Here is a 1,022-nt window from a genome sequence, read left to right as displayed (position 1 = left end):
AACCCGCTCAACTCCGTCGGCTGGCTCGCGGCGACGGTCGCCAAGTTCGGCGTCCGGCTCCGGAAGGGCGACGTGATCCTGCCCGGCACCGCGATCCGCGCCATGGATGCCGCGCCCGGGGACACCTTCCGGGCCGAGTTCGCGGGTCTGGGCGACGTGACGATGGAGTTCTCCTAGCGGTCACCGCCCAGCGCGCGTCCGGCGGCCGCCGCGATCCGGGTGACCAGCGGTTCCAGGCGGGCGAGCGCGCCCTCCTCCGCCGCGCTCGCGGACAGCGCGGCGACCGCCCGCGTGCCGCCCGCGCCCTGCTCGTCGTCGTCGAACACCGGCGCCGCCACGCAGAACAGCCCCGGCGTGAGCTCGGCCCGGTCCAGGGCGCGCCGCCGCCGCCGGATCTCGGCGAGCTCCACGGCCAGTGCGTCGGCCGAGGTGAGCGTGGTGTCCGTCCACGCCACCAGGGGGCCCCGCGCGACGCGGTCGGCGGCCTGGTCGTCAAAGGCGAGCATCGCCTTGCCCACCCCCGTGCAGTAGGCCGGCAGTCCGCCGCCGATCCGCGACGGTGACGGTATCGGGCGCGGCCCGTGCAGCTTGTTGAGGTACACCACCTCGTCGCCGTGCAGCGTGGCCAGGTGCACCGTCGCGCGCGTGGCCTCGAAGAGGTGCGCGAGGAACGGCGTGAGCACCCTCCGGATCCGCTCGTACTCCGGAGAGGTCGGGATCGGGTCGAGTTCGTGGACGAGCGGACCGAGCCTGTAGCGCTGGCCGATCCGCGTGACGGCGTCGTTGCGTTCCAGCGCGCCGAGCAGGCGCAGCGTCGTGGACTTGGCCAGGCCGGTCTCGCGCGCGATCTCGCTCAGCGTGAGCCCCGTGCCGGCCGCGGTCGCACGAAGGACGTCGAAGGCTCGGTCGACGGGGGACGCGGGGGGCTCTGCCATGCCGGGAGTCTAGCGGGGAGGGCGGCGGAAGCGGGGGCGCTATTCGAACTCTTGCGCTACCGTCGGGGTGGCGGTAGACTCGTACAC

General features: G+C 74.1%; 1 protein-coding gene and 1 pseudogene. One reads left to right on the top strand and one right to left on the bottom strand.

Annotated features, from left to right (window positions below; translation table 11 throughout):
• Positions 1-177 (top strand): annotated as a pseudogene (locus B4M60_RS15205) (2-keto-4-pentenoate hydratase); the annotation flags it as partial.
• On the opposite strand, the gene B4M60_RS15200 reads toward B4M60_RS15205, so the two are convergent.
• A complete protein-coding gene (locus B4M60_RS15200) occupies positions 174-935 on the bottom strand; it encodes an IclR family transcriptional regulator (RefSeq protein ID WP_291085962.1) in 762 nt (253 codons plus the stop codon). The pseudogene B4M60_RS15205 and the gene B4M60_RS15200 overlap by 4 nt on opposite strands.
• Positions 936-1,022: the final 87 nt, after the last annotated feature.

This window comes from Dietzia sp. UBA5065 (assembly GCA_002415925.1).
Lineage (GTDB): Bacteria > Actinomycetota > Actinomycetes > Mycobacteriales > Mycobacteriaceae > Dietzia.
The sequence above is the reverse complement of the archived record's forward strand: the minus strand, read 5'-3'. Positions and strand labels throughout refer to the sequence as shown.

What these genes read in the sequence shown, in the direction of transcription:
- B4M60_RS15200 (WP_291085962.1), bottom strand. Translation starts at nt 935, where the DNA reads ATGGCAGAGCCCCCCGCGTCCCCCGTCGACCGAGCCTTCGACGTCCTT.